This window comes from Cloacibacillus evryensis DSM 19522 (genome assembly GCF_000585335.1).
In the GTDB taxonomy this organism is placed as follows: Bacteria; Synergistota; Synergistia; order Synergistales; family Synergistaceae; genus Cloacibacillus; species Cloacibacillus evryensis.
The window spans coordinates 1,978,490-2,004,950 of the sequence record NZ_KK073872.1; the positions used below are offsets into that span (position 1 = coordinate 1,978,490).

Genomic DNA, 26,461 nt, shown 5'->3' on the forward strand with positions numbered 1-26,461 from the left:
ATCTGTTTTTATAATGAGGGGCCCGAAGGACCCCTTATTACCTTTTTTCAGCCGCCGCCGCGATCTTCGCCGGCGTCAGCGGCAGTTCCGTGAGCGAGGTCCCCAGCGCCCTGTTGACGGCGTTGACTATCGCCGCCGATACGGGGACGGTGCAGACCTCGCCTATGCTCTTGGCCCCGAACGGGCCGCCCGGCTCTCCGTCCTCTATGAGCAGGATATCGACCTCGGGCATATCGGGCGCGTTGACCATGTGGTACTTGTCGAAGTTTTGAGCCTTCGGCCTGCCGTCGGCTCCGTAATCAAGTTCTTCGCAGAGCGCCATGCCGATGCCCATCTGCACGCCGCCGTATATCTGCCCGTCGACGAAGCTGCGGTTTATGCTCTGCCCCACGTCATGGACGGCAAGGTATTTCTCTACCTTGACCAGGCCCGTAAGTTTATCCACCCTCACCTGCGCGAAGTGAACGCCGAATGAGGCGGGGTTGGCGTCAGGCGCGTGCTCATAGTGAGCTTCGACCGAACAGCGCTTCTTCATCATTATGCTGCGCACGGCCTCGCCGAGATCTATCTTCTTGCCGCCGGCGACGACAAAACCGTCGCGAAGCTCGGCGGGGGCGTCGTATATTTCCGAGGCTTTGGCGCATAACAGCTTGACGGCCTCCTCGGAGACGAGGCGCGCGCATTCGCCGCAGACGTAGATGACGCGGCTCGCCTGACAGCCGGCGTCGTAAGAGCTGAAATTCGTGTCGCCCTCCGTGACTGTCACCTTTGAAATGTCTATTCCGGTGGCCTCGGCGACGATCTGCGCGAGCGCCGTCGTCGTGCCGTTGCCAAGTTCGTGGATCGCCGTGCGCAGTATCGCCGAACCGTCCTCAAGGATGCGCAGCGACATCTGCGTCATGTCGTGATAAATGGTTTTGTAATAGCCGTTGCCATGCGTACAGCAAGCAAAGCCGGACGCCGTGACGAAACGTCCGTCGGGACTTTCCGAAGGTCCGCGAAGCCATTCCCAGCCGAAACGTTCCGCGCCCCGCGTGAGGCACTCTATGACGCGCGCTTTGCCGATATTGGAAGCGCCGCTCGGGTCGGCGTCGCCGTCGTGGACGAGGTTGTCGAGGCGAAAACGCACGGGGTCGAGGCCGAGACGTTTGCACATGAGATCCGTATGTATCTCGGTGATCGTGTGTATCTGCGGCGAGCCGTAGCCGCGGCAGGCACCCGCCGGCGTCGTCGAGGTGCGCACGACGCGCCCCTCGTAAACCATCGCGGGGATACGGTAGAGGCGCGAAGCTTTTTTGCCCATCGCCATCATCACCTTTTTCGTCCCCGTCAGATAAGCGCCGGCGTCGGCGGTAATGTCGAACTTGCGCGCGAGAATGCGGCCTTCGGCGTCGAGCGCCGTCGTCACGCGGCCGCGAACCGCGGCGCGCGTGCGCGTGGCGGCCATCGTCTCGCCGCGGTTCGTGTTGATGAATACGGGGCGGCGCAGCTTCCAGGCGGCCCAGGCACAGAGCGGCTCAAAGACCGACTCCTGCTTGCCGCCGAAGGTGCCGCCCATGTTGGCCTTGATGACGCGGATCTTTGAGAGCGGCAGCGGCAGCACCTGCGCCACCGCGTGCTGAACGCCGAATATTATCTGGCACGGAGTATGCACCTCGATGACGTTCTCCGGGCGCGGCAGCGCGAGGACGCAGTGCGTCTCCATCGCCGCGTGGTGTATCTTGGGCGTGTATATCTCGTCGCTTTCGACGTAGGCGGCCGCGGCGAAAGCAGCGTCGGCGTCTCCGTAGCCGAGGCGGCCCGTGAACGAACTTTCGCCGTCCTCGTGGAGCAGCGCCGCCTTTTCCTGCGCTTCGCGCATATCGACCACCGGCGGCAGCGCCTCATATTCGACCTTTATCATGCGCAACGCGGCGCGGGCCCTGTCCTCGTCATCCGCGAGCACGAGGCCGATGCGGTCGCCGACATGGCGCGCGTGGCCGGTGAGGATCGTTTCATCAGGAAAGTCGTTCTGCCCGGGGAACCATTCGCCGCTGTTGTATTTATTGTCAGGCGCGTCGCGGAATGTGAGCACAATGACGCCCTCCATCCGCTCCGCTTCGGAAATATCGATATTTTTAATAATAGCGTTGGGCTGTTCGCTGAGCAGCGGCACTCCAACGAGCGTGTCCTGCGGCAGCGAGTCCGCGAGATAGTCGTACGCGCCGCGCACCTTGTCCGCGGAATCCTCGCGAATGACCCTTTTGCCTATATATTTAAAATCTTTATTAGTCATCCGCCCCACCCCTTCCCGTTCTCTTCATAAGAAGGGCAGTCACATCCTGCGCGAGCGCGCGCAGCGCCGACTGCTTATAGGGCAGCGTCGGACGTCCCGGGATAGCCGAAGCGGCAAAGGCGCAAAGCTCCTCTGGGAACCCCTCTTCAAATCCCGGCGCGCCGAGCGCGGCTTCCGCGCCGGCGCATCTTTGGGCCGCGGAGCCGAGCGTGCCCACATAGACGCGGGCTTCTTTATAAAGCCCGTCCTCGTATCGCGCGGAAACGGCGATGTTTATGCGTGAGATGCTGACCTGGCTCCGGCTGCCGATCTTCAAGAACGCTGAGACGCGGCTCTCGTCGGCAGGTATGACAAATCCTTTTATGATCTCGCCCGCGGCGAGTCTATTTTTATTGCGGCCGAGGACCTCTTCGATGGTAAGGGCGCGTTCGCCAGCCGCCGATGCGGTCACGGCCCGCGCGCCGAGCGCGGCGAGCGGAGCCGGGGTATCCGCCGCGGGAGAGGAGTTGGCGACGTTGCCGCCGACTGTGGCGCGGTTGCGTATCTGTTCCGAGCCCATGACGTAGGCGGCGTCCGCCAACGCGGAGGCGTATTTTCGCACCAGCCGGCTGCGGTGAAGGTCCGTCATCGTCTCCATCGCGCCGATCCGCAGTAAGCCTTCCTCAAAAGATATCCCTTTGAGCTCTTCCATCAGCGAAAGATCGGCCACCGAGGTTCCCCCGGCGAGCCTGCCGTGATTTTTTATCACCCAGTCGCTGCCCCCGGCTACAAATTCCATACCGGGGCGGTAGATCGAAAAGAGTTCGTCCAGCGTGCGCGGGCGTTCGAGGACGTTCATCTTCCGTTCCCCCCGAGCCTTTCGGCGGCCTCAGAGACGGCGTTGACGATCGGGATGTATCCCGTACAGCGGCAGACGTTCCCCGCGAGCGCGCGCTTGATCTCGTCGCGGTTCGGATGGGGATTTTTCAGCAGCAGCGCCTTCGCGGACATTATCATGCCGGGAGTGCAGAAGCCGCACTGTACCGCGTCGCAGTCGATGAAGGCCTGCTGGAGCGCGTCAAGTTCGCCGTTTTCCTCAAGCCCCTCGATCGTCGTCACCGAATGGCCGTCGGACTGAACGGCTGGGACGACGCAGGAACATACGGCCTCGTCGTCAAGCAGCACCGTGCAGGCGCCGCATTCTCCCGCGCCGCAGCCCTCCTTCACACCGGTAAGCCGGAAACTGTTCCGCAGCATGTCGATGAGCCGCGTATCGGCCTCGACCTCCGCCGTCCTTGTCTTTCCATTAAGCGTCAATGAAATCCTCATTTTCTCTCCTTGTAATGACCAACACAACGGGAGCCGCCGCGCGCGGCGGCCCCGCTTCCGCGCGACGCGCCGATCAGAGCGTCAAAAACTTCCCCGCCAGCTCCACGGCGTAGTAAAATTTACGGGCGGCGGTAAAGCTGAATTCCACGTGGTCCTCCTGCCCGCCCTTTGTCGGTATCGAATCGGCGCTGACCTGCATCGCGCAGGTCTTTATCTTGTTCAGCAGGTGGCGGCCCTCGTTCTTCGCGATCTTGCCGGATATCTTTTCAAAGACGCCGTTCGCGAGCTCGACGATGACGGTGTTCATCATATCCGCCGCGTAGCCGACCTGCGTATTGCTGCAGTTGCAGCCCATCACCGCCTCATAGCCGCCCTCGGGCAGCTCGAAGAGCAGGGGGTTGTCGCAGGAGATGTTGTTCTCCCTGTTAAGTATTCCTTTTGTGAATTCGACGACCCCGCTGCAGCCGGCGAAAAATTCCGGCAGTTCTGCGCCGCCGGCCAGACGCGCCTCGACACGCGGCAGCAGCTCCTCAAAACGCAGGAAGGCCAGCACGGCGATCGCCTGCGTCATCGTGGAGCCGTTCATCTGCGCAAGCACCTCTTTGCATTCGAGCGTGAAGCTCTCGGCTAGTCCGGCTTTGCGCAGCGCCTCGCGCGACGGCATCAGTCCGCCTTCGTAATAGGCCTTCGCCTCGTCGAGCCCGGCCACCGTCATCACGTTCTGCGCGAGCGGGCCGAGGTCGGAAAGCCCCGTCGAACCCTCGCTGTGGACGGCCGGCGCCACCTTCGCGTTATAGATGGCAAGTATCCTCTCTATAAGCTCGGGGCGCACGCCGCTGTATCCTCTCGCGAGCACGTTGGCGCGCAGCAGCAGCGAGGTCAGCGTCACCTCGGGCGGCAGATAGTCGCCCATGCCGGCCGCGTGCGGATAGGGCAGCGTCTTGTTCCATTCGATATGCTTCTCCGGCGGCACGACGACATCCTTGAGGTTGCCGAGCCCCGTGTTCACTCCGTAGACGACGGGAGCGTCCTTTTCCATCCAGCGGTCGATCTGCGAACGCGTGGCGCGGCAGCGCGCGGCCGCCTCGTCGGAAAGGGCGACGCGCGCCTCTTTGTCCGCCATTATCGTGCGGATCGTTTCAAGGGTAAGGCTGTTTCCGTCTATGTAATAAATGCTCATCCTCGTCGTTCCTCCCTACCTAAGTCCGCCGACTGCTTCTTCGGCGGCGTTCAGCACTTCTCCGCTGGTTATAAGGCGATCGGCCTCGTTCATATCGGGCGAAACGAAACGGTTTTCCGTCATCATCGCGATGCTCCCGCGGACCTTGTCTTTTACAGCCGACGTTCCCCTGCCGAAGGAAAATGCGGGGACCTTTTCTTTTACGATATCCATGCCCTGGCAGGCCATCAGCAGTTCTATCGCCATCACCTTCGCGAAGAGCGGCAGCGCCCGCAGCATCTTCGTGCCGGCGTAGTAGGCCGCGCACTCGCCCGGCTCCTTCACTACGGCGCTCGGCAGCGCGAGCAGCTTCAGTTCGGCGACGAGCGCGGCCTGATTGGACTGCACCACGGGAAAGCCGTGATTGAGCCCGGTCGCTCCGTGTGTGAGATTCATCGGCAGTCCGTATGAGAGGCGGCTGTCGTTGAGGCGGAAAGTACGGCGCTCGCAGATATGCGCCATGTCGGAGACTGCCGTCTCCAGGCCGTCGAGCGCGTATTCGACGCCGTAGCGGCTGCCGCCGTCAAAGACGGTCTTCTCCACCGACTCCTCGGCGAAATAGCAGACGTCGCGCGCTCCGCCGTGAGTCTGCGGCGTGGCGCGGACGCAGATCGCGTCCTGCACACGCGGATGAGTGTCGTAGCCGAAGGCGTAGCGCCCCTCGTCCGTCGTCATCCGGCTGCCGGAAACGAGGGCGCGCACGTTCGCCGCGCAGTCTATCTGTCCCCGGAAGGGACGGGCGATCGAGGAAAGGCGGTCGTCGAAAGCGCCCAACTCGCCGCGGATCGCCTCAAGGTTGAGAGCGGTCACGACGTCCGCGACCTTCATATATTCATGCGCCTTTTTCACACAATACCAGGCGATGCCGTTCGCGACACAGCCGCTGGCGGAGACGAAGGGCCAATCCTCGCGCCGGGCGCCGGCGGACAAAAGCGCGTCAAAGAGCTCAGCGAGCAACACTGCTTCGGAGTTTGTCTCGTAATGCAGTTCCGGAGCGTTTTTGCCGTCGAGCATTTTTTCCAGCACGCCGGCCAGTTCATTTTTTTCGTAAAGCAGGGATTCGAGATAGAGAAGAGAGGCCGCGCACACAGCCGCCTCGCGCGGCAGCGCCGAACAGGAAAGGTCAAGCTGTTTTTTCGCGTCGTCAAATGAGATATCTTCCGCCGACGCACGCGCCGGGCGGGATTTCACCGCGGCCGCCGCCTCCCTTACGGATCGCGGCGTAAAGCCGGAAGCGGAGATCGTTTCAAGATGTTGGAGCATATCAGTGTCCCCCTTTTTATTATCATGCGCCTTTTTAGTTCCACCGGATTCCCGCTGTGTGGTTATTCATGTAAAACTCCAACGGCGCAATTAAATTCTTATATTTAATTAACTGAATTATACATAGATTCTTTACTATTATTTTACATACGACCCGTCAATCAAACGTCAAAGTTTTTCCGCAAAAATAGTCTGCAAAGCGCTTCTCTTTTTTACGTTCCTCAATTATCCTGATGATATAATCTGGAGATATGACGACAACGGAAGAGGGCGAAGGAATGAAATTAAAGATATCGCTGCTTGGGAACAGCCTGATAGAGTACGAAGGAGAAAAGGTAACATTCAAACTCCATAAGGCGGAGGCTCTTCTGTACTATATCGCGCTGAACGGCGGAGCCTCCCGCGACGAACTGAAAGCACTCTTCTGGTATGACAAAAACGAGGCCCAGGCTTCGGCAAACCTCAGAAACGCCCTTTACCTCATAAACAGCATGATGCCCGGCGTCCTCACCGCCGACCGTCGAACGGTGACGCTCGCCCCCTTCGACAGCGATATGAAACATTTAAGCTCCGCCGCCGACCCGAACGCCGCGATCCCCGCCGCCATCTACCAAACGCCGCTCAAGGGACTATCCTCCCTGAACTACCCCGCCTTCAACGAATGGCTTGATTCCGCAAGGGAGAAGATCCGGGGCGACGTCATCGACCTGATCAAACAACGCGTCGAGGCGGCATACGACAGGCAGGACAACGAGGCGCTCGGCGAATCCCTAGCCGCCGCCATCAGGCTGGACCCGTTTGACGAAGACTCGGTGCTCGAACTGATGGAGCTCTACTCAAACACCGGACAGAACAGCCGCGCGGTCGAACTCTTTCAAAACTATTCATCTATGCTCAACACTAAGCTTTCCATCGCCCCCTCGGAGAGAGCCAAGAAATACTACGCGAAGATATTCAGACACAATGACCTTAAAAAAGGACAGCCTAAGTTCTGGTGCCGCGAGCGGGAGATGGCGGCACTCTCCGAAAAACTGGCGGAAGAGGCCCGCTGCCTCTTTTTTATCCACGGCGAGGCCGGAATAGGGAAGACATCGCTCATAAACGAACTTCTGGCGGCAATGCCGGAGGGAAGCGCGTCCGTGCTCTCCGCAAAGGCGACGATGATCGGCGGGAGCTACGCCTATTCCTCCTGGAACAACATCCTGCGGGAGTTGGGAGCCCTCCTTGAGAGGACGGGCAACGCTCCCGACAAAAAGACCGCTTCGATACTGGCCTCTATATCTCCCGGCTTTACAAAAAACGAGGGGCTCTCCTTCAACGCGGACCTCTCGAGCGTTACGGAGATAAACCCGGTGGCGCTCGCCTCGATGATCGCCGAGCTGATCGCCGTCCTCGCAAAGCGCCGCCGCGTCGTGATGGTCTTCGAGGACATCCACTGGTTCGACTCGCGTTCCATCGAGCTGCTCTGCGCCTTCCTCTCCTGCGCCCCGCAGGCGGACATAATCATATCAGGACGCCCCGAAGCGGCGCGGATGACGATGGCGATGCTCAGACAGGCAAAGTGCGGCCGCGCGATCACCGAAGTCGAACTGAACCCCTTCCGCGACGATGAAATAATATATATCTGCCGCAGCCTGCTCCCCGAAAGCACGATAAAAGAGCGGGGCCTTTCATACTTCGTGCGCGAAAGCGAAGGCGTGCCGCTCATGCTCTTTGAAATATTGCGCGCGCTCAAAGAAAACCCCGATTCCGACTGCGCGAACGGTCTCGGCGCGCTCATAATCGAACGCATGGGCGAATTGAGCGAACGCGAGCGCGACGTCTCGAACGCGATCGCTGTCTGCTCGGGCGGCCCCGCCGAGATAATTTCCGAAATAACGGAGATCCCCATCGGCGACACGCTGGCCTCCGCGGAGCGGCTCATCGCCATGGGGCTTGTCCGCGAACGCGAGGAGGCGGGCAACGCCTTCTGGGAATTTACGCATCTAAAACTGCGCGAATGCGTTTACGACGCCATTCCCGCGGCGCGGCGCAAGGAGCTCCACCGCCGCGCCGCCGCCGCGCTCGACAAAAGATACCTGCCCCAGCATTGGGACCCCGCGCTCAGCGCGATGCTGAGCCACCATTACGCGAAAGCGGGAGAGAGGGTGCTTGAACTCAAGCAGTATCTGCGGGAACTCATCTTCGACATCACGCTGAACCACGACCTTTTCCCCACGCTCTCGGACCGCCTCTTCCTCTCCTGCTCGATGCCGTTCAGCAGCCGCGAGGAGACCGATAAAAAAGTGGAACACGCGGTCTCGATCCTTGACGAACTGCGCGGCTCGCCGGCGCTGTCAAAACGCGAATACGCGCAGCTGGAGGCATCGTGCTTCGAGCTGGCGGGCGGCTACCGTATAAGCTGGGGGGAATACACGGGCGCAAAGCTCTATACGGACGAAGCGATACACATCTCAAAGATGCACGGCTTCACAGAGACGCACATTCACTGTTTGAAACATTACGCCTATATGTACCTGCAGACGGAAGAGCCGGAAAAATTGATAAGCGTCGCCCGCGAGCTGCTGCGCCTGGCAAAGGCGGCTCCCGCGCCGCATTATTTCGCCACGGCGGTGCGTTTTATCGGGATGGGCTATATGATGAAACAGGATTACGCGCGCGCTGAAAAAATATTCCTCTACGCGGTCAGGCTGTTTGAACGGATGACTCTGACGGGCCGAAGATATACCTTGGGCATGCTCGTCGCCAAATGCTATCTGGGAGAAATATACGAACGGACTGGCGATCTGGAGAGAGCGGCGGAACAGCTCTCCGAGTGCACCGGCAAATGCGAAGAGATGAACCTCTACTGGGGAAGAAGCTACTTTCACACCGGCGCGGCAAACGTCGCGCTGGACGCGGGCGACATGAAAGGACTATTTTCGCATATCGACCGCGCCGCCGCGCTCTTTGAAAGCTGCCGCGGCGGTCGCTGCGGATCGATACTGTACAGCACGAAAGCCATCGCCGACGCGGAACGCGGCGACCTGGAGGGCGCGCGCAAGGCGCTTGAAAACTCGGAACTCCTGCTGCGCCTGATCGCCAAACACGACTGGGTCGCCGCCCACCATCTGGCAAAGGCATGGCTCGCGCGGCTGAGCGGAGAAGATTTCCGCGCCGACGCGGAACGGGCGGCGAGTGAATATGAGGAAAACGGATTCCCTCTGCGCGCGGCCTGGATAAGGGAAAAGTTCGGGATCGAAAGATAAGAACGGCCTGGACAATATAAAACGATAAAAAAGAACTCCCGGCTCTGTACACTTAGCCGGGAGTTTTCTTCAGACAACAAGGCTTCGATCCATACGGCGGACGCAACGAGCAACTAGCCTGACTCCTTGGGCGTCTTATCAAGCATCTTCAAATAAGAGCGGAAACCCACACTAACATTCACTCCGTAGTGCGAAATACGCTCCATCTCTTCGCGCGCCCCGCCGCCGCAACGAGCGCGCAAAATAGAAATACCGTAAACGCAACCGGACGCCTCCGCATCTTTTAAGACCTTTCAAGCCATATTTTTGAGATTTTTCCATACAGCAATATTATAGGCGATAAAATTATCAATGAAGATCAAACGAAGCAGCTGCCCTCACTAGAGAGCGGCTGCGTTAGCAAATTCAAATTATCAACGTTCTATAGCTTTTTACCGCTTTTTCTTTTCAGAATACCAAAACAACCCAAACGCCAGCAGAGCCGCAGCGGGGATACCGGAATTACATCCGCCACCGCCGCTGCCCTCACCTCCAGGATCGGTAGGGTCGGTCGGATCGGTCGGATCGGTAGGCGGCTTGCCAGTGTCGGTTACCGTTACTGTACACGAATCGCGCTTGGTTGAATCGGCGCGAGCATAGACGCTTATGACGGCCGTCCCTGCAGAAACGCCGGTTATAGTTTTATCCCATATATTATTACCGCTGACAGCCGCGACCTTAGGGTTGCTTGATGTCCACACGACGACCCTGTCAGGCGCCGTATTAGGGCTTACAGTCGCCTTCAACGTTATACTGCTTCCGACTTTTATTGCGGAAGTGGGCTTGCCGGACATGACAACGCTCGTTATTTGACTCTCCATACATTGCTGATACTTTAAGTAAGCAAAATACGTCCTCTGTTGTGCCTGCTGACAACTGATAACCGTACCGGTCCGGCAAATTGTCAATTCCGCCTGTTTAGCCGCAAGATACGCATTGTAAAAGCTATCGCACTTCCCCGCTTCCGCCGTGTTAATAAATCCGACAACAGCTGCCGTTATGCCAATTACCAGTACGCAAAATTTTTTCATTTCCTTTACCTCCACAATTCTATTTCGCCGCAATGCATGAAACGCTATCTTAGCCCTTACTATCAGCGTCGGTTATCATTCCCATCGCATCATGCAGAGAAGGCTATACCATTTATAGTACGCATGACTGCCATTCATATGTCCGCATCTTATACATACGCTTGAAGAACTGTTTGGGTCCTGCACGTATGCAGGGCATTTGCATTACAGAATGTTACACGCGCCCCATGCACGTTTTATGGGTTCCGAAAAAGCAAAAGCGTTTGAATAGACCGCAGCACCTGTAAGAACAGAAAACAGAACAGCTATTATCCACTCTTTTCGTCATCATACGACCTCCTAGGTTAGTTTGTGGTTTCAGTCTGCGAAAGCGCCATTTCCACAGCCTCGCACAGGAGCTCGTAGCGAATCTTGCCCGGTATCATCAAATTACCGATGATTATGCATGGCCTGAATTGTATTCCCAATACATCCGCTTCTTTTACATTCCTCTCCACCAGCTCTTTTACACGATTTGAGCGAATTGCAGCAAGCGTTGCATTCATGTTGAACCCATATTTCCTCAATACTTCCACGAAATATTTATCTCCGTCCTTAACAATGCGCTGCGGATTTTGAAAAAAATCGTCATGTACTTTCCACGCTTTCTCCGGTGATATTGAAAAAGCCCCCACAAAATATTGAGCGGCCAGATCGGTATTAGGTATCTGATCAAGCGGAAGCGTCTTATAAACGTAGCCAATATCATATTCCGTTGAAAGTTTTTCGAGATCAGGCGCTAGTTCCCGGCAGTAACGACAGAAAAAATCAGAATATACGACAATTTTAACAGTGGAGTTCCTGTTTCCTTTAATTGGGCTGCCAGCGAATGATATTTTTTCGAGGCGGTCGTTGTTTCTCACATCCACACGCCAGGTTTCCCGCAATCCGTTCTCATATATTTGATTTTCACCGCGCTGTGATATTTGATAGAGTTTTTCACAATCCACGCTCAACACGTCAATTATCACTTCCGGGTTCTTTTGAATATAGTTTTTGATTTCTTCGTCTATCACCCTTCCTCCGACACGACAAACAAAAACTCCCATGCACAGCAACAACGACGCACCCACAACACATAAACAAATTACTTTTTTATTCATGTGCGCCTCCTTTCAGTATTATTAAATTTTCCAAGACGGCAAACAAGTTCATAAAGTGGAAATATTTTCGATACAGAACAAAAAAACGTTACACATTAGTACGCCCTCATACAAGGCGTAGCCCCTATCTCATAAAATTTAACAACTTAATGTGTTTCTTCATTTAAATAAAAAATAATAGATAATATGCGCTTTTGTTGAGAGTGATTATAAACCGTTTATTGTACGTTTGTCAACTTAATATTGATATTTATCTGCTTGATAATAGAGCTGTTATGTTTAAGAATGGACGAATGTACAACTCTATAGGAAAAAGAATACGCAGAAAAAGAATAGAAGCCGAGCTCACTCAAGAAAAGCTCGCTGAATTGACGAGAGTATCCAAATGGACCGTCATTAACTGGGAGTCCGACAAACGCGTTCCGCTTGCGACCTCGCTCAGGGATATTGCTTTCGTGCTCAAAACTCCAGCGGCATATTTTCTTTACGGAGATGAAAATGACATTGGAGATAGCGTTATTCACGGCGAAGCTAACAACAAGGATATTGGCTTTGACAAGCTACTTTCAATACCCGTCTATAAAGTAAATGATATTTCTGCGCGGCCGCTCACAAAATTCGCCGTTATCGCAGAGGACAACTCGATGGAAGGAGTGGGAATCCCATTGGGTTCCAAAGTTATAGTAGACCCTTGCGAACCAGTGAAAAACATGGACATAGCGCTTATTAAATATCAGGATATGACAGCTTTTAGAAAAGTTGGTTTCATGAAAAATGGAAGCATTCAAATTCTATCAGCGGACAAAATTAGATTTTTCATACCCAAAGAAGAAAACACACCTGATTCTTTTTTTATTTACGGTAAAGCCTGTTGGATACTTTCCAAACCACGGCACGGCGCGTAGCGCAACACGCTCTAAATCTTTGCATAATCATAACGGCACACTTTATAAAACATTTGGACACATTTTAAACACCAGCGTTTAGCGCCCTTATTTCATCTAATATATAAACGGCATGATGTCACACATATCAACAAGGCAACCGCCGCCTGCCAAATCAGAATCAAGCATAGCGGACGGCAGTAAGCTCTATTAAATTTTTATCTTTTTCCATGCACTCTACGGCCTAGTCGTCAGCCATTGCTGAACACGTTCGTTCACGGGCAGATATGCCGGAACCCTTCCATGTGCGTGCCATAGCCGACGATCACACGCCAGCGGCCGACACAGTGCATGTTTCCGCCATCACTGTGGCTCCCCGCCTTGAGGTTTTTCAGCTCGAAGTCACGGAATTGTGAGGGATCGTTAAAGCTCAGGTCATGTTTCTTCGGAAGGTCGATGCACGACCGAGCATTTCAATCGTCGGCGGAAATGGAACTGTGAGGTCCGCGAAGGCCGCAGAATAACACGCTATCAGCAGCGCGAGAACAACGGCACATATTCGGCTTTTTTTCATGGCTAAACTGAGTCTTTCAGATATACATAATACGGGAAGCGTATTAGAACAAAACAGTGATCCCGACTTTTATGATTACACGGAGCTCACGGTATACTCGTTGGCAAAGGGCGAAAAAATGGCGGATTGGAGTTGGCGTTCAGCCATCCCTGCTATCATAGCTCTGTGGCTTCGTATTTTGCCATGACGCGGGGCACGCGGCTTAACGCACGAAGCGGGCCCCGCCAGATACAGGAAGGGGGCCCGCTTCGCTTATATTTATGCCGTCAACTATTCCGCCCAGTAGTTCGGCGCTTCCTTCGTGATGACGACGTCGTGCGGGTGGCTCTCCTTCATCGAGGCGGCCGTTACCTGGACGAAATGCGAATCCTCGTGGAGCCTTTCGAGCGTCGGCGCGCCAACGTAGCCCATGCCGGCGCGGATGCCGCCGACCATCTGGTAGATGACTCCCGAGATGGGCCCCTTATGAGGGACCATCCCCTCAATGCCTTCGGGAACGAGCTTGTCCTCCGTCGTGCCCTCCTGGAAGTAGCGGTCTTTGCTGCAGCCGCCCTTCATCGCGCCAAGGGAGCCCATGCCGCGATAGCTCTTGAAGGAACGCCCCTTATAGATGACAGCCTCCCCCGGGCTCTCCTCGGTGCCGGCAAACAGCGACCCGATCATTACCACGTCGCCGCCCGCCGCGAGCGCCTTGACGATGTCGCCGGAGTAGCGGATGCCTCCGTCGGCGACTACAGTCTTGCCGAGTCTGTGTGCCGCTTCGGCAACGTTCATCACCGCCGCGACCTGCGGTACGCCGATGCCGGCGACGATCCTCGTCGTGCAGATCGAGCCGGGGCCGATGCCCACTTTTACGCCGTCCGCTCCCGCTTCGATGAGGGCCTCCGCCGCCTCCGCGGTGGCGATGTTGCCGCCGATGAGCGGAAGGTCGGGATAGAGGCCGCGCAGATCCCTGACCATGTCGATGACCATCTTTGAATGGCCGTGCGCCGTGTCGACGATTATCACGTCGACTCCGGCCCTCACGAGCGCCGCCGCCCTGTCCTTGGCGTCGCTGCCGACGCCGATCGCCGCGCCTGCGCGCAGCCGTCCGTGCGAATCTTTCGTGGCGTTCGGGAAGGCCTTCGCCTTGAGGATGTCTTTTATTGTGATGAGTCCCTTAAGTTTGTTCTCTTTGTCAACGATGGGGAGTTTTTCCACCTTTGAACCCATGAGGATGTTCTTCGCGTCGTCAAGCGTCGTTCCCATCGGAGCCGTGATCAGGTGTTCCTTCGTCATGACGTTGGATATGGGCTGGTCGAGGTTCGTTACAAAGCGGAGGTCGCGGTTGGTGATGATGCCGACGAGGCGGATCTGGTCGTCAACGACCGGCACACCCGATATGTGATAATGCTCCATGAGGGCGACCGCCTCACGCACGGAATCCGAGGGGTGGCGGTAGAAGGGGTCCACAATGACGCCGGATTCGGAACGTTTTACCTTGTCGACCTCGATCGCCTGCTTCTCTATCGGAAGGTTCCGGTGCATGATGCCGATGCCGCCCTCGCGCGCGAGCGCTATCGCGAGACGAGCCTCGGTGACGGTGTCCATCGCGGCGCTGCATATCGGGATGTTGAGGTCGATCTGAGGCGTCAGCTTCGTTGAGACGTCGACATTGGCCGGCACCACCTCGCTGTACCCCGGAACGAGCAGCACGTCGTCAAATGTAAAGCCCTGATATTCAACAAACTTGTTTTTCATCTTATCACTCATCTTTTTAAAAGGCCTCCATTGTTTATTTTATCTATTCTGACCGCGGTTTTCAGAGGCAAGAGCCGGGAGATGGTCGCCACTCCGTGGCAGATCATGCACTCGCCTCTTCCTGCGCTGCCGCAGTGTTCTGCAGATTTTATTTTCATGTTGAAAAGCCGCCGCTCCCCGCTGCCGCCGAGTTCCCCGTTCATCTTTTCGATAAAGCGCGGAACGAGGTGCCCCATACGCGGCCGCTGGGCGTTGAGCGTCACGTCGACCCAGTCGACGCGCCACCCTTTGGAGGAGAGCAGTTCAAGCACGCGGCGCAGCAGAGCCACGCTGTCCGCATCGCGCCACATCTCTTCGGACGCGGGGAAAAGTGTTCCGATGTCCGGCTCTCCCGCCGCCCCAAGGAGCGCGTCCATGACCGTATGCGTTACAAGGTCGGCGTCGGAGTGGCCGAGCAGGCCGAACTTTTCCCCCTCGAGCAGGATGCCGGCGATTATAAGCGGACGCCCTTCAACAAGTTGGTGGATATCATACCCGTGTCCGGTCCTTTTTTCAATAGCTCTTTCGGTCAAAGCGCAGGCCATCTCCCAATCAAACGGTGTCGTCACCTTAAAATTCCCCTCTTCGCCGGTCACGCTGACGAGTGGTTCGCCGGCCGCGAGCCATACCGACGCCTCGTCAGTCCCGTCAAGGCCGCCGGCTTCGATGGCAGAAATGAGCCTCGCGCGCTCAAATGCCTGCGGCGTTTGAGTGCGAAAATAGAGGCTGCGGTCGGCGCAGGCGATCTTTTCATCTTCGATCTTTTTCAACGAATCGACAGAGGGCAGCAGCGGCACCGCGCCGCTGACGCCCCCGGCGGCGGCCATCAAGCGGCGGCAGAGTTCCGCGCTTATAAAAGGGCGGGCCCCATCGTGAACAAGCACGTGCGACCCGCGGCATTTCATGAGCCCTCTGACTACGGATTCGGAGCGCGTGGCCCCTCCGCATGTCACAGTGAGCTCTATATCTTCCGTTTCCCTGCGTATCCCCCGCTCATATTCGCGGGGGACCACAAGAACGATATCATCTATCTCTCCGTTGCGGCGCAGCCCTTCGGCGATCTCCCACGACCATTTCCAGAGCGGCCTGCCGGCCAGCTCACGGAACTGTTTGGGCTCGCCTCCGAGCCTTTGCCCGGAGCCGCCGGCCGCTATCAGAAATGACCAGCGAGGAGCGTCCATCGGCTACGGATGTATGCGGCCGAAGACCATTCTGCCGGCCGAGGTCTGAAGCATGGAGGTCACGGTGACTTTGACGCGTTCGCCGACATGGCGGTAACCGTCTTCAACGACGAGCATAGTGCCGTCGTCGAGATAACCGATGCCCTGATGATTCTCCTTGCCAAGGCGTATGATGTCTATTTCGACCTTCTCGCCCGGCAGCAGCATCGGTTTGAGCGAGTTCGCGAGGTCGTTGACGTTGAGCACGTCGACGCCCTCTATCTGAGCCACCTGGTTAAGGTTGTAGTCGGTGGTGATGACCTTGCCGCTAAGCTGGCGGGCAAGCACGACGAGCGCCTCGTCGACTTTGTCGCGCCCAAGCTCGCGCAGAGACATCTCAGGGATCTCGATCGTCAGCCCCTTGATCTTCTGCAGCTCGGTGACGACGGAGAGCCCGCGGCGTCCGCGCGTGCGGCGCAGCGAATCGGTCGAATCGGCGACCCCCTGTAGCTCGGCGAGAATGAAGCGCGGCAGCACGATCGTCCCTTCGAGGAAGCCCGTCTGCGCGACGTCGAGGATACGCCCGTCGATTATCGCGCTCGTGTCGAGCACCTTGGGGTACGAGACCACGACCTGCGTTCCGACGATATCTTCAATAACAGCCCCGTCGGCGCCCTTTTTCTTTGAGCGTGTAAGCTTGGACTTGAGGTCGATATTGGTCAGCATGTTCCAGAAATCGTCGCCGCGTTTGGCGAAAAAGCGCAGCCCCCAGTATCCGAGAGCCACGTTAAGCAGCACGGCGATATAGACGCCGACACCTCCGGGGATCTTCGCGAGCGGTATCGCGATCAGGTTTGCAAGAAGCAGCCCCAGTATGAGCCCTACCATACTTACTATCAGATCCGGCACGCTTACATTCTGTATTTTGGATTCGAAAAACTGTCCGAATTTTATTAATGCCCACCAAAACAAAGGTGCAAGAATAAAGCCGCAAGCTGCTGACAGCAGTACGATAAAAACGCTGGTCCCTATCGGGTGGATAAGGGACATCGAGGGCCACCAGTTTTCCTTGAGTATCAGCAGCGAAAACTGATAGCCGGCCGCGCCGCAGATGAATACCATTACCGCGGTGACCAGTCTTTTCATCACTTTTGAAAGTTCCATATCATGACGCATTTCTTTTTCCTCCTCTCTAAAAATTTCCTATGAACCTTATTACATTGCGCGAAAATCATCCGATTCTGCTGATGCAGACTTTTGCGAAATCAGCTCATCTCCTTTCTTGACTCCATCGCCATATGCAGCGTCACACGGTCGGCAAAGCCGATGCTGCCCCCGACTGGGAGGCCGTAGGAGAGGCGCGAGATCTTCACGGGCAGTTCCGCGAGCGCCTCCTGTATCGCGTAGGCGGTGAGATCGCCCTCTATGCGCGGAGAGGTGGCGAGTATTATCTCCTCGATGCCGCCCTCTTCAACGCGCTTTCGCAGGCGTTCGATGCTCTCTTCCGGTATCTCTTCGTCGTCAAGCGGCGAAAGCCTGCCGCCGAGGACGTGATAGATGCCGTTGAATATCCCCGCCTGTTCCATCGCCACGCAGTCCTCTTCGCTTTCAACTATACACAGCAACTTCCCGTTCCGCAGCGGATCGGTGCAGATGGGACAGGGGTCGATATCAGTTATCGCGCCGCATATACTGCAGCGGCGGATGTTCTCCGTCAGAGCGATGATCGCCCGGCCAAATTCCTCTATCTGCCCCGGCTCCTGCCTGAGCAGATAAAAAACCATCCGCCGGGCCGTCTTTTCACCGACGCCCGGAAGTTTGCTCCACTGTTTTATCAGCTTATGGACCGGCCCCGGCAGAGACAACGAAGCGCCTCTACATAAGCCCCGGTAAGCCGCCCATGCCGCCGGTGACGGAGTTCATCTTATCGTTTGAGAGCTCCTTGGACTTGGAGATCGCCTCTTTTACGGCGGAGAGCACAAGGTCTTCGAGCATCTCCACATCGTCAGGATTTACTACCTCTTTATCGATCGTTACGGAGAGGATGTCGCCATGTCCGTTGGCCGTCGCCTTAACGGCGCCGCCGCCCGCCGCGCCCTCGAGGACCGTGTTCTGCAGTTCCTCCTGCGCGAGCGCCATCTGCGCCTGCATCCTCTGAGCCTGTTTGATTATCTTATCCATCTTCATCGCGGATCAATCCTTTCAATTTCTATTATAAAATAGCATATTTTATCGCTAAAATCATGGACAAATTACTTATCGACCTTTATATCGTCATTTTTATAGCTGTCGATATGCAAATATGTCAGCGCTAGATACCAGACGAACAGCGGCAGCTTTGTAAGCCTCCGCCAGCGCCACGGCTCCTGTATCACGCGGTAAAGCCATTCCATCCCGACCTTCTGCCACATCTTCGGCGCGCGCGTGAGTCTTCCGGAGATGACGTCCATACTGCCGCCGATCCCCATGCCGATCACCGCGCCGGTCCTGCCGAGATACTCCTCAAGCCAATATTCCTGCTTCGGCACGCCCAGGCCGACGAAGAGGATATCCGTCTCCGCGCCGCGTATCGCGGCACAGATGTCGCCGGTCTCCTCCGTTTTGAAGAAGCCGTCGCAGGTCCCGACCACCGTGAGGCCGGGGAACTTTTCCTCGAGCCTGTCCGCAGCCGCCTCCGCAACGCCGGGAGCTCCGCCCAGCATCCAAACGCGCCAGCCCTCATAGGCGGCGCGGCGGCAGAGATGTTCGGTGAATTCTACACCCGGTATGCGCTCCTGTATAGGGGTGCCGATAAGTTTAAGCGCCCCGATAAGCCCAGCGCCGTCCGGCAGGACAAGCCCCGCGCCGCGCACGATGCGGCGGTAGTCCTCGTCGGTGCGGCTTCGCAGCGCCGCGAGCGCGTCGGGAGTCACTATTATGTGAGGCGTCCGTTCCGTCTTTATCCAGTGCTGCACCTTCGTGAGGGCATAGTTAAGCGAGATGTTGTCGACGGTGACGCCCCATAATACAGGTTTCCGGCACTCGCCGTTCATCTTCGCCCGCTTGTATTTAAACGTGTAAACCATCCAAATCACTCCGAATACGCCGCCGACGGCGGCGAGAAGATATAGGAAGTCCGGCATTCCGATCTGGATCGCGGAGACGAGACAGCCAAGAACGGCGCAGACCGTGACGACAAGGTAAATCGCGACCGGATGCGTGTGGCCGCGTGTGATGAGCTTCCGGTAAAGTATGAGGTTGCCCGTCGTCCGCGGGGAAAAGGCGGCGCTGATGACGCCCATCGAGGTCTCGGTTATCGGCAGCGCGAAGAAACCGAGCGGCAGCAGAGCGAGAGTGTAGAAGGTTATCCCCTTGCTCACGCCGAGGATGGAGAGCCCCGCGAAGAGCGTGCCCCATAGCCCGGTAAGCGGCTCGGTGAGCCGGCGGTAGGCGTAGATGTGGCGGCTCCAGAAGACGAGCAGCAGCACGAGGCCGATCATGCAGATCTGCGAGGCGTCGTGCAGGCTCTGCGACGACGAGAGGATGACGACGGATATCATCGTCCAACTGACGGTGAGCAGCAGTCCGCAGAGTCCCGGTATCTCGTCGATCTCCTGGAAGAAGATGGGGAATATGCCCACCCAAAGAGTGCTGATGGCGACCGAGGCGAAGTACGAGAGATAATAGTATTCACCGTTGGTAAATTCAATAAAGGCGATGCGCGGCCCGAAAAGAGAGAATACGAGGCCGATCAGAAAATAAAGGAAACGCAGATTTTTCCCCTTCGTCGCCCGCTGGCAGAAGCCGATACAGGCCGAGGCGACGCCCGCGGCGACCGTGATGCGCAGCGGCCCGTCCGGCATCCAGATGCCGCAGAGGGCCCACGCCCCCACGAGCGTGATGTCTTTCAGATAATAATATTGGTCGCTTTCAAGGTATTTTTTAAAAAACTTCTGTATCGATATACAGATCAAAGCAACCATCGCGACCATGATCACAGTCGTTCCATATGAACTGTTAAACATAATAAAGCCCGGCTCCCGTCAAATAAAAATAAAGCCAACATCCCCATATATCGTATCATAAAAAAGAGAAGCCGCAAGATAGATTTTATCATGCGGCTTCCGATCGCCTGTTATTTTATCCTACGCTACGCGGGAGACCTTTTCCAGCCCTCCGACGTATGGGCGCAGCGCCTCGGGAACGGTGATCGAACCGTCGGCGTTCTGGTAATTCTCCATGAGCGCGATCAGCGTGCGCCCGATCGCGAGGCCGGAACCGTTCAGTGTGTGGATGAAGCGCGCCTTGCCGCCGTCGGCCGGCTTGTACTTCATACCCATGCGGCGTGCCTGGAAATCCTCGCAATTGCTGCAGGAGCTGATCTCGCGGTAGGTATCCTGCGACGGGAGCCAGACCTCGATGTCATAGGTCTTGGCGGCCCCGAAGCCCATATCGCCGGTACAGAGGACGATCACGCGATATGGGATGCCGAGAAGCTGGAGTACCTTCTCCGCGCAGCCCGTCATATGCTCGAGTTCGTCGTAGCTCTTCTCCGGCGTTGAGAGCTTCACCATCTCGACTTTGTCGAACTGGTGCTGGCGCAGCATGCCGCGCATGTCGCGCCCGTAGCTGCCGGCCTCGCGGCGGAAGCAGGGCGTAAAGGCGCAGAAATACTTCGGCAGTTCCGATTCTTTGAGCGTCTCGCCCGAATGGAGGTTCGTCAGCGGCACTTCGGCGGTGGGGATCAGCCAGAGGTCGTCGTTGACACAGCGGTAAAGGTCGTCGGCGAACTTCGGAAGCTGCCCGGTGCCGGTCATCGTCTTCGAGTTGACGAGCGCCGGCGGCGCGACTTCGGTAAAACCGTGCTGCGTGGTGTGCAGGTCGAGCATGAAATTCATCAGTCCGCGCTCGAGGCGCGCGCCCGCTCCTTTGAGCACGGTGAAACGGCTTTCGGCAAGCTTCACGCCGCGGTCGAAATCCATGATGCCGAGCGCCTCGCCAAGCTCCCAGTGCGGTTTCGGCGCGAAGTCGAATTCGCGCGGGGTCCCCCAGCGGCGCATCTCGATATTGTCGTTCTCGTCCTTGCCCTTCGGCACGCTCGCGTGCGGACGGTTCGGGATGCGAAGGGCCAGCTCGTCAAGTTCGGCCTGTATCGCGTCCGCCCTGTCGTCGAAAGCCTTTATCTCTTCGCCGAGCTCGCGGATCTCGTTCTGCAGCGCCTCGGTATCCTCGCCGGCCTTTTTCCTGACGCCTACCTCTTTGGAGCCGGCGTTGCGGCGTTCCTTAAGCTTTTCGACATCGAGGAGGACCTTGCGGCGTTCCTCGTCCAACTCCTTATAACGGTCCAACGGAAAGGCGTTGCTGCGCGAAGCCAGCATCTCCGCCAGTTCGTCATAGTGTTCGCGGACCCATTTTGTGTCAAGCATTAATCCTGCGCCTCCCCGAGACCCCGTATCTCGTTCATCAGCTTAGCCGTCTCCAGCGCGGCGAGCGCCGCCTCCGCTCCCTTGTTGCCGGCCTTGCTGCCGGAGCGCATCAGCGCCTGTTCAAGGTTGTCGCAGGTGAGGATGCCGAAAGCCACCGGCACGCGGTGCTCAAGGCCGACATGGGCGAGTCCCTTCGCCGCTTCGCCCGCCACGTATTCATGGTGCGTGGTGTCGCCGCGGATAACGGCGCCGAGCGTGATTATCGCGTCATATTTTCCGAGCAGCGCGATCTCCTTGGCGACCACCGGCTGTTCCCAGGCGCCGGGCGTCCAGTAAAGGTCGATGTCCTGATAGCTTACTCCGTGACGCGTGAGGGCGTCCTTCGCTCCCTCGATGAGCTTCGAGGTGATGAGCTCGTTGAAACGCGAACCGATTATCGCAAACCGCAGGCCGCTTCCGATCATATCTCCCTGAATGGTGCGCATTAAAAATTCCTCCCGTAACGTAAAATATTTTTATAAAAAACTTCCGCCTTGATCTGTCGACCTGACGGCGGGTATGTCCGGCGGTTATTTATGGAAACCGCAGTCTTGACAGCCGTATTCCCTCTCGTTGTTGAGCATGTGCCCCATCTTGCAGATCTTCGTATTCATGTAGCGCTCGTTGTAGGGATTCGGCGCGACCTCTATCGGCACGCGCTCCGAGATCTCGAGGCCATAGCCCGCGAGCCCCGTTATCTTGACGGGATTGTTCGTCATCAGGCGCAGCTTCTTGAGGCCGAGGTCGGCCAGGATCTGCGCGCCCACGCCGTAGTCGCGCTGGTCCGGGGCGAAGCCGAGGGCGATGTTCGCCTCGACGGTGTCAAGCCCCTTATCCTGAAGGTCATAGGCCTTGAGCTTCGCGAGCAGGCCGATGCCGCGCCCCTCCTGGCGCAGATAGAGCAGCACGCCGCGCCCCTCCTTTTCGATCATCGACATCGCGGTGTGCAGCTGCTGGCCGCAGTCGCAGCGCAGCGAACCGAGCAGGTCCCCCGTGAAGCATTCCGAATGGACGCGGGTGAGGACCGGTTCGTCGCCCGAGAGATCCCCTTTGACGAGCGCGAGATGGACGGCTCCGGGGTTGTCCCCGTAGGGGCTCGTGTAAACGTGGCAGATGAAGTCTCCCCACTGCGTCGGCATGTGGACCGCGACCTCTTTTTTGACGAACTTCTCGCGGATGACGCGGTAGCGGATGAGATTCTCCACCGAGATTATCTTCAGTCCCTCTTTATTCGCGAAATCCAGAAGCTGCGGCAGGCGCGCCATGCTTCCGTCGCCGTTCATTATTTCGCAGATGACCCCCGCGGGATGAAGCCCGGCGAGGCGGGTGAGGTCAACGGCAGCCTCCGTGTGTCCGGCGCGCTGCAGGACGCCTCCGGGGCGCGCGATGAGAGGAAATATGTGTCCTGGTCTGTGAAAATCCTCTGCAACAGCTTCGGGCTGGGCGAGCGCGCGCGCCGTGAAGGCGCGTTCCTCCGCCGAGATGCCGGTGGTGGTCCCGCGCATGTGGTCGACGGAGACGGTAAAGGCCGTGCCGTGCGCGTCCGTGTTATGTTCGACCATCGGCGCGAGGTCGAGCCGCTGCGCCTGCTGGCACGAGAGCGGCACGCAGACTAGTCCGCGCGCCTTGGTTATCATGTAGTTTATATCTTCCGTGCGGCAGTGGTCCGCCGCCATCACAAGGTCGCCCTCGTTTTCCCGGTTTTCGTCGTCTACGACGACCACCATCTTTCCTGCCTGAATATCGGCTATCGCCTCTTCGATTGTGTTGAACATCTTTTCCCCTCCAACTTTATCAGTTCCAGCCATACTCAGTAAGTTTATCCCAAGTGAGCGGATTTTTCATCTTTCCGCTGCCATTTTTTTCGCCGAATGCGGCTTCCATGAACTTTTTTATATACTTGCCGATCATATCGGTCTCAATGTTGACGGCATCCCCGGCCTTCAGCTCCCTCAGCGTCGTCTCCGCGAGGGTGGTCGGTATCACGCCGACGGAGAAAAAATCCATCTCGGCGTCGATCACGGTGAGGCTCACGCCGTCTATCGTGACCGAGCCCTTCTCCACGATCCCCGCGAGCAGCTCTTCCGGCGCGGTGAAGTATATTTTTTCCGTCTTGTCGAGCGACTCTATCCGGGAGACGTTCGCCATGCCGTCGACGTGTCCCGCGACAAGATGGCCGTCAAGGCGGGAATCCAGCCGCATCGCGCGCTCAAGGTTGACGGGAGAACCGACCTTCAGGCCGCCCAGCTTCGTGCGCGCCTGCGTCTCCGGCATCATCTGCACCTTGAACGAGTTGGCGTCGAAAAAGGTAACGGTATTGCAGGCTCCCGAGAGTGCCACGGAATCGCCCAGGCGCAGCTCCGAGGCTATCGCCGGGGCCTGGATCGTCAGTTCCACCACGTCGCCCGCCGGCATTACGGCGGCAACGGTGCCTATCGTCTCTATAAGTCCGGTGAACATTCAAAAACACCCCTTATCAGCAGATCTTCTCCGCATTTTGTATATTCCGCGTCTCTCAGGCACGGGACCGCCGCCATATTTGAAAATGCCAGCCCGTCCGCAAACGAGGGACCGCGCCCGATGATCTTCGGCGCGACAAAGAGCGCAAGCTCGTCACAGAGCCCCTCTCCTATGAAAGCCGACGTCACGCCCGCTCCCGCCTCTACCATCAAATAGTTCACGTCCATCGCGCAGAGCCTTTTCAGCACAGCGCCGAGAAAGGAGGCTCCCGACGCGACGGTCTCTATCCTCGCTCCCGCCTCCGCAAGCGCGGAAGCTTTGGCCGCGGGGGCGGCCTCCGTCGTGAAGATCACGACGCCGCCGGCCAGTATCTTGGCGCGGGGAGGCGTCCGCAGGCTGCGGTCGAGTATCACGCGCAGCGGCATCTCTCCCGGCGCGTCGCGCACCGTGAGCAGAGGGTCGTCGGCGATGACCGTACCCACTCCCGTAAGCACGGCGTCGCTTTCGGCCCTCATCGCATGCACGCGCGCGCGGGACTCGACGCCGGTGATCCATTTGCTCTCGCCGCCCGCGAGCGCGGTTTTGCCGTCAAGCGAGGCGGCGCACTTGACCGTCACCCACGGACGGCCCATGGACATGCGCCTGATAAAGCCGCGGTTCATCCACCGGCACTCGTCCTCAAGCAGGCCGCACTTCACCTCAACGCCGGCAGCCCGGAGTTTCTCAAGGCCGCGCCCAGCGACCCGGGGGTTGGGGTCGGCCATCCCCGCGACGACACGGCGCGGCCGGTGAGCCGCGAGCATATCGGCGCAGGGTGGCGTCCTGCCGTAATGCGAACAGGGTTCCAGAGTCACATAGACGTCCGCCTCCGCGATATCGCCGCCCGCGTCGCGCACCGCCTCGACCTCCGCGTGCGGCCCGCCGCATATCTTATGCCAGCCGCGCCCGATTATCACGCCGTCGCGCACGACGACACAGCCGACGCGCGGGTTGGGGCTGCACCGGCGCCCGTTGCGCGCCAACTCCAGCGCGCAGTTCATGTAATATTCGTCAATCTTGCCCTTCGGCAGCTCCATCGGCGACACTCTCCTTCGAGATACTGTTTATATCATCAGAGCTCTCTTCATTCAGCTTGGCCAATATCCTCTTCGCAAGCGCCGGCCCGATCCCCGGCGCGGCGGCGAGCTCCCCGGCGGGCAGATCCTTTATCGCCTTAACGCTCCCGAACCTCGTGATGAGCATCGCGGCCTTGGCCTTGCCGATGCCGGGGACCTCCTCTATCTTGCTCCGCTTGAAGCTCTGGGCGCGCCGCGTCCGGTGCGAAGTTATCGCGAAACGGTGCGACTCGTCGCGCACATGCTGAAGAAGGCGAAGCACCGGATCGGTATGATCGAGGCGTATCGGCTCCTTGCGGTTCGGAAGGTAGACCTCCTCAAATTCCTTCGCCAGCGAAACTATCGGAATGTTGTGAATGCCGAGATCGTCAAGGGCCTGCATCGCGAAGTCCAGCTGTATCGGGCCGCCGTCGATCAGGATCAACTGCGGCAGCGGCTCCTGCCCCTCAAGACAGCGGCCGTAGCGCCGCGTCAGCGTCTCCTTCATCGAGCGGAAGTCGTCGATCCCCTCCACCGTCCTGATGTTGAACTTCCTGTACAGGGAGGGATTCGGATAGCCCTGTTCAAAGACCACGGCGACGCCGACTGTATACTCCCCCGCGCTGTGCGAGATGTCAAAGCCGTCGATGCGCCACGGCAGGATGGGAAGATCGAAGGCCCGCTGCATGGCGTTCAGCACCTCGAAGAAATTATCCTGCCCCGAAGGGATGTCGGGGGTCGTATGCTGCTGGCGGCTGACGCGCCAGATCGCGCGTATCGTATCGCGCAGATGCGCCGCCTCCTCAAAGCGCGTCTCACGCGCGGCCCTGTCCATCCGCCGGCGCAGCCGCTCGATGAGTTCCGCCCCCTGCCCCTGCAAAAGCAGCGCGACGTCCGCGACACGGTCGCGGTACTCGTGCTCCGTACAGAGTTCGCAGCAGGGCGCGAGGCAGCGTCCGAGCGAATACTTCATGCAGGGCCTGCCGCCCGTCGGCTTCGCGAGTTCGCTCTTGCAGGAGCGCAGCGGCAGATAACGCTCCACAAGCCGCAGGAGCGCGCGCACCTCCTGCACACGCACATAGGGGCCGATGTAGACGGCCCCGTCGTCGAGCTTGATGCGCGTCACGACGATACGCGGGTACTTTTCGGCGGTGATCTTTATATAGGCGTAGCGTTCGTTCATCTTGAGATCCACATTGAAAAAGGGCTGGTAAAGCTTTATAAGCCTGTTCTCCAGGATCAGCGCCTCTATCTCGCTCTCCGTGCGCATCGTAGAGATATCGCGTATCGTCGCTACGAGCTTGCGCAGGCGCGGCGAGGCGAAATTGCTGTGGCGAAAATAGGAGGAGACCCTTTTTTTGAGGGATTTCGCCTTCCCGATATATATTATGTCCCCATGCTCGTCGCGCATGAGGTAGACTCCCGGCTTATCAGGGAAGCCCTTTACAAATTTTATCAATTCTTCCTTATTCAAAAAATTAATCCTTTCTGTGATTGCAGTCCGCCACCACATGGTATAGGATATCACAATAACGTGTAAG

21 protein-coding genes are annotated in these 26,461 nt (G+C 57.8%); 2 read left to right on the forward strand and 19 right to left on the reverse strand.

Going from position 1 to position 26,461, the window contains the following annotated elements:
• Positions 1-37: 37 nt before the first annotated feature.
• From CLOEV_RS08860 to CLOEV_RS08880, 5 genes are all read right to left on the reverse strand, one after another.
• Complete coding sequence (locus CLOEV_RS08860; RefSeq protein ID WP_034443249.1) at positions 38-2,275, reverse strand: xanthine dehydrogenase family protein molybdopterin-binding subunit; 2,238 nt, start codon at positions 2,273-2,275, stop codon at positions 38-40.
• Entirely contained in the window at positions 2,268-3,113 is an 846-nt protein-coding gene (locus CLOEV_RS08865) for an FAD binding domain-containing protein (RefSeq protein ID WP_034443251.1), read from the reverse strand. The genes CLOEV_RS08860 and CLOEV_RS08865 overlap by 8 nt, the downstream gene beginning before the upstream one ends.
• Positions 3,110-3,583, reverse strand: coding sequence for a (2Fe-2S)-binding protein (locus CLOEV_RS08870; RefSeq protein WP_008712209.1), 474 nt, complete (start codon positions 3,581-3,583; stop codon positions 3,110-3,112). Before CLOEV_RS08870 ends, CLOEV_RS08865 begins: the two co-directional genes overlap by 4 nt.
• 73 nt (positions 3,584-3,656) lie before the next feature.
• On the reverse strand, positions 3,657-4,763 hold the full coding sequence (locus CLOEV_RS16040) for an aromatic amino acid ammonia-lyase (RefSeq protein ID WP_051485005.1): 1,107 nt from the start codon (positions 4,761-4,763) through the stop codon (positions 3,657-3,659).
• 15 nt (positions 4,764-4,778) lie between these two features.
• Positions 4,779-6,065 carry an aromatic amino acid lyase gene (locus CLOEV_RS08880; protein WP_034443253.1) on the reverse strand — a complete coding sequence of 429 codons (1,287 nt, stop codon included), beginning with the start codon at positions 6,063-6,065 and terminating at the stop codon, positions 4,779-4,781.
• Positions 6,066-6,343: 278 nt separating this feature from the next.
• Between CLOEV_RS08880 and CLOEV_RS08885 the strand changes: the two genes are divergently transcribed.
• Complete coding sequence (locus tag CLOEV_RS08885; protein WP_034443255.1) at positions 6,344-9,313, forward strand: ATP-binding protein; 2,970 nt, start codon at positions 6,344-6,346, stop codon at positions 9,311-9,313.
• 431 nt (positions 9,314-9,744) lie between these two features.
• Here the strand turns inward: CLOEV_RS08885 and CLOEV_RS08890 are convergent, their stop codons facing one another.
• Both CLOEV_RS08890 and CLOEV_RS08895 read right to left on the reverse strand, forming a co-directional pair.
• On the reverse strand, positions 9,745-10,383 hold the full coding sequence (locus tag CLOEV_RS08890) for an Ig-like domain-containing protein (protein ID WP_034443256.1): 639 nt from the start codon (positions 10,381-10,383) through the stop codon (positions 9,745-9,747).
• Between the two features lie 344 nt (positions 10,384-10,727).
• Positions 10,728-11,525, reverse strand: coding sequence for a DsbA family protein (locus CLOEV_RS08895; RefSeq protein ID WP_034443257.1), 798 nt, complete (start codon positions 11,523-11,525; stop codon positions 10,728-10,730).
• Between the two features lie 293 nt (positions 11,526-11,818).
• Here CLOEV_RS08895 and CLOEV_RS16045 point away from each other — a divergent pair, with 293 nt between their 5' ends.
• Positions 11,819-12,430, forward strand: a complete 612-nt coding sequence (locus tag CLOEV_RS16045; protein ID WP_169732215.1) for a LexA family transcriptional regulator — start codon at positions 11,819-11,821, stop codon at positions 12,428-12,430.
• Between the two features lie 823 nt (positions 12,431-13,253).
• Here CLOEV_RS16045 and guaB read toward each other — a convergent pair.
• The 12 genes from guaB to CLOEV_RS08960 all read right to left on the reverse strand — a co-directional run bounded on the left by guaB (position 13,254) and on the right by CLOEV_RS08960 (position 26,394).
• Positions 13,254-14,735, reverse strand: a complete 1,482-nt coding sequence (guaB, locus tag CLOEV_RS08905) for an IMP dehydrogenase (RefSeq protein ID WP_008712215.1) — start codon at positions 14,733-14,735, stop codon at positions 13,254-13,256.
• Positions 14,732-15,943 (reverse strand): 2-C-methyl-D-erythritol 2,4-cyclodiphosphate synthase, encoded by a 1,212-nt coding sequence (gene ispF, locus CLOEV_RS08910; protein WP_051485007.1) that lies wholly within the window; start codon positions 15,941-15,943, stop codon positions 14,732-14,734. The genes guaB and ispF overlap by 4 nt, the downstream gene beginning before the upstream one ends.
• Before the next feature lie 3 nt (positions 15,944-15,946).
• A complete protein-coding gene (locus CLOEV_RS08915; RefSeq protein ID WP_008712220.1) occupies positions 15,947-17,098 on the reverse strand; it encodes a PIN/TRAM domain-containing protein in 1,152 nt (383 codons plus the stop codon).
• 89 nt (positions 17,099-17,187) lie between these two features.
• Positions 17,188-17,787: a recombination mediator RecR gene (gene recR, locus CLOEV_RS08920; RefSeq protein ID WP_008712222.1), complete on the reverse strand. Its 600-nt coding sequence runs from the start codon at positions 17,785-17,787 to the stop codon at positions 17,188-17,190.
• A 10-nt stretch (positions 17,788-17,797) separates the two neighbouring features.
• The gene (locus CLOEV_RS08925) at positions 17,798-18,109 is read right to left on the reverse strand and encodes a YbaB/EbfC family nucleoid-associated protein (protein WP_034443259.1); all 312 of its coding nucleotides are present in this window, start codon (positions 18,107-18,109) and stop codon (positions 17,798-17,800) included.
• Positions 18,110-18,174: 65 nt separating this feature from the next.
• Positions 18,175-19,926, reverse strand: coding sequence for a WecB/TagA/CpsF family glycosyltransferase (locus CLOEV_RS08930; RefSeq protein ID WP_034443261.1), 1,752 nt, complete (start codon positions 19,924-19,926; stop codon positions 18,175-18,177).
• 120 nt (positions 19,927-20,046) lie between these two features.
• Positions 20,047-21,327: a serine--tRNA ligase gene (gene serS / locus CLOEV_RS08935; protein ID WP_034443263.1), complete on the reverse strand. Its 1,281-nt coding sequence runs from the start codon at positions 21,325-21,327 to the stop codon at positions 20,047-20,049.
• Positions 21,327-21,812: a 6,7-dimethyl-8-ribityllumazine synthase gene (ribH, locus tag CLOEV_RS08940; protein ID WP_008712229.1), complete on the reverse strand. Its 486-nt coding sequence runs from the start codon at positions 21,810-21,812 to the stop codon at positions 21,327-21,329. Before ribH ends, serS begins: the two co-directional genes overlap by 1 nt.
• 84 nt (positions 21,813-21,896) lie before the next feature.
• Positions 21,897-23,141, reverse strand: a complete 1,245-nt coding sequence (locus tag CLOEV_RS08945; protein WP_034443265.1) for a bifunctional 3,4-dihydroxy-2-butanone-4-phosphate synthase/GTP cyclohydrolase II — start codon at positions 23,139-23,141, stop codon at positions 21,897-21,899.
• A 19-nt stretch (positions 23,142-23,160) separates the two neighbouring features.
• Positions 23,161-23,826, reverse strand: a complete 666-nt coding sequence (locus CLOEV_RS08950; protein WP_034443267.1) for a riboflavin synthase — start codon at positions 23,824-23,826, stop codon at positions 23,161-23,163.
• A complete protein-coding gene (ribD, locus tag CLOEV_RS08955) occupies positions 23,808-24,902 on the reverse strand; it encodes a bifunctional diaminohydroxyphosphoribosylaminopyrimidine deaminase/5-amino-6-(5-phosphoribosylamino)uracil reductase RibD (protein ID WP_051485008.1) in 1,095 nt (364 codons plus the stop codon). Before ribD ends, CLOEV_RS08950 begins: the two co-directional genes overlap by 19 nt.
• Positions 24,877-26,394: an excinuclease ABC subunit UvrC gene (locus CLOEV_RS08960; protein ID WP_008712236.1), complete on the reverse strand. Its 1,518-nt coding sequence runs from the start codon at positions 26,392-26,394 to the stop codon at positions 24,877-24,879. The genes ribD and CLOEV_RS08960 overlap by 26 nt, the downstream gene beginning before the upstream one ends.
• Positions 26,395-26,461 lie beyond the last annotated feature (67 nt).

Coding starts and splice junctions, on each gene's coding strand:
- CLOEV_RS08860 (WP_034443249.1), bottom strand. CDS start 2,275: ATGACTAATAAAGATTTTAAATATATAGGCAAAAGGGTCATTCGCGAG.
- CLOEV_RS08865 (WP_034443251.1), bottom strand. CDS start 3,113: ATGAACGTCCTCGAACGCCCGCGCACGCTGGACGAACTCTTTTCGATC.
- CLOEV_RS08870 (WP_008712209.1), bottom strand. CDS start 3,583: ATGAGGATTTCATTGACGCTTAATGGAAAGACAAGGACGGCGGAGGTC.
- CLOEV_RS16040 (WP_051485005.1), bottom strand. CDS start 4,763: ATGAGCATTTATTACATAGACGGAAACAGCCTTACCCTTGAAACGATC.
- CLOEV_RS08880 (WP_034443253.1), bottom strand. CDS start 6,065: ATGCTCCAACATCTTGAAACGATCTCCGCTTCCGGCTTTACGCCGCGA.
- CLOEV_RS08885 (WP_034443255.1), top strand. CDS start 6,344: ATGAAATTAAAGATATCGCTGCTTGGGAACAGCCTGATAGAGTACGAA.
- CLOEV_RS08890 (WP_034443256.1), bottom strand. CDS start 10,383: ATGAAAAAATTTTGCGTACTGGTAATTGGCATAACGGCAGCTGTTGTC.
- CLOEV_RS08895 (WP_034443257.1), bottom strand. CDS start 11,525: ATGAATAAAAAAGTAATTTGTTTATGTGTTGTGGGTGCGTCGTTGTTG.
- CLOEV_RS16045 (WP_169732215.1), top strand. CDS start 11,819: ATGTACAACTCTATAGGAAAAAGAATACGCAGAAAAAGAATAGAAGCC.
- guaB (WP_008712215.1), bottom strand. CDS start 14,735: ATGAGTGATAAGATGAAAAACAAGTTTGTTGAATATCAGGGCTTTACA.
- ispF (WP_051485007.1), bottom strand. CDS start 15,943: ATGGACGCTCCTCGCTGGTCATTTCTGATAGCGGCCGGCGGCTCCGGG.
- CLOEV_RS08915 (WP_008712220.1), bottom strand. CDS start 17,098: ATGCGTCATGATATGGAACTTTCAAAAGTGATGAAAAGACTGGTCACC.
- CLOEV_RS08925 (WP_034443259.1), bottom strand. CDS start 18,109: ATGAAGATGGATAAGATAATCAAACAGGCTCAGAGGATGCAGGCGCAG.
- CLOEV_RS08930 (WP_034443261.1), bottom strand. CDS start 19,926: ATGTTTAACAGTTCATATGGAACGACTGTGATCATGGTCGCGATGGTT.
- serS (WP_034443263.1), bottom strand. CDS start 21,327: ATGCTTGACACAAAATGGGTCCGCGAACACTATGACGAACTGGCGGAG.
- ribH (WP_008712229.1), bottom strand. CDS start 21,812: ATGCGCACCATTCAGGGAGATATGATCGGAAGCGGCCTGCGGTTTGCG.
- CLOEV_RS08945 (WP_034443265.1), bottom strand. CDS start 23,141: ATGTTCAACACAATCGAAGAGGCGATAGCCGATATTCAGGCAGGAAAG.
- CLOEV_RS08950 (WP_034443267.1), bottom strand. CDS start 23,826: ATGTTCACCGGACTTATAGAGACGATAGGCACCGTTGCCGCCGTAATG.
- ribD (WP_051485008.1), bottom strand. CDS start 24,902: ATGGAGCTGCCGAAGGGCAAGATTGACGAATATTACATGAACTGCGCG.